General features: G+C 58.6%; 1 protein-coding gene and 1 tRNA gene. One reads left to right on the plus strand and one right to left on the minus strand.

Annotated elements, in window-relative coordinates:
• Positions 1–77: 77 nt before the first annotated feature.
• On the minus strand, positions 78–878 hold the full coding sequence (locus tag JJV70_RS22215; RefSeq protein WP_219049827.1) for a hypothetical protein: 801 nt from the start codon (positions 876–878) through the stop codon (positions 78–80).
• A gap of 342 nt (positions 879–1,220) precedes the next feature.
• Between JJV70_RS22215 and JJV70_RS22220 the strand changes: the two genes are divergently transcribed.
• Positions 1,221–1,322, plus strand: a tRNA-Lys gene (locus JJV70_RS22220).
• Positions 1,323–1,407: the final 85 nt, after the last annotated feature.

The following is a 1,407-nucleotide window of genomic DNA, read 5'->3' on the forward strand; positions in this document are numbered from 1 at the left end:
GTGAACACCTCGATCACGTCACGACGTTCCGCACTCAGCACCTGCACAGTCAGCCCAACGCGCACCGGCCCCAACAGTTACGAGACAACCTTTAGCATCGGCGGGCTTGCGATTGAGTTCCGCACCGAGAGGATGAAGGCTTTCCTATTCTCTTCGGTTACCTGAATGTTGTACTTGAAATCTGCCAGGAAGCGTGCCCCCTCGTTAATTATCTGCTCTCCTATTTCCCCAAAGGCGGTCATCTGGCGAACCCACTCTTCCATCTCTGTTGCGGAGCGCTCGGCATTTTCTACGATCCGCTCCAACTCTTCTATGGAGTAGAGGTGCTGTAGTTCCTCTAAATTGTTGGCGTGGGCGAGTACTTGCTTCATCTGCTCGAATTCGAGGTTGGGTGAGTGATCGCGGATATGGGTTTCCTGCTGTCGTAGGCGTGCGACGGTCGCTTCAAGTTCTTGACCGAACTTGTCTTCCCTCTCGATGTTCTCCATGGTTGCTTCGGAGATTAGCTGAGCGGCTTGAGCGACTTCGTCGGGGCCAAGGATTGATATGCGTCGCGCGCGTTCGAGCATGCGAGTGACCGCCTGGTGGAGTTCTGTTCGGAGTGGCATATGTTGACCTTCCGTCACTGGGCGGGCCAGCTCCTTTCGCGTGCGGGTGCACTCGTCCCAAGCGTCGAGGAATTCCTCGCAGGCGGAAAGACGTTGCTGCCGTAGCCAATGAGCATGCTCGTTTGTGGCTTGGTCGTGCGTCTGTCCGCGCACGGCATCGGCGCTCCTGTCCGCTCCGGCCTTGGTAGCCCATGCCGTCAAAGCAGCTCCCAGTATCGATCCGAAAAGTCCGCATCCTGCTGCTATCAGTGCGACTGTTCCCTCATCCACAAGAGGTCATGATGCACGATGAGTTGGTGCCGTAGTAGCGTCAGAGGATTTTACGAGCTGAGCAGCGCAGCTAGTTCGTGGAACGCACCTTGTTACGTGATACTTGGTGGTACTTGACAGCGAACTGCTGTGGCGGTCATGGGGTGTATGCCGGGGCGTCGGCACCGCGCACATGCGCGACTACACGGAACTGGCCAAACGCCCCGGCTGGGCCGGGAGAGTACGTCGCCGTCGAGGAGCGGGCTGCTCGGCAGCTAGTTATGCGTGAGCGATGCGTGAGCGGACGTTCCGGCACAGCCTGGTTCCGTCCGGATCGCGCGGCACCGGACAGCCTGTCCGACCAGGCCGTTCCGGACGGCGCAACAACGGTCGGCATCACCCGCCCGGCCCCGACCTGGACTTTTAATCCATTGGTTGTGGGTTCGAGTCCCACACGGCCTACCATCCGCGTCCTAACCGACATTGAGCGGATCTCATCTACGCCCTGGCGAGTGAAGATCGTTTCCGATGGATTACGAAGATCGCCTGT

Source organism: Streptomyces sp. JJ66, from assembly GCF_019303495.1.
Lineage (GTDB): Bacteria > Actinomycetota > Actinomycetes > Streptomycetales > Streptomycetaceae > Streptomyces.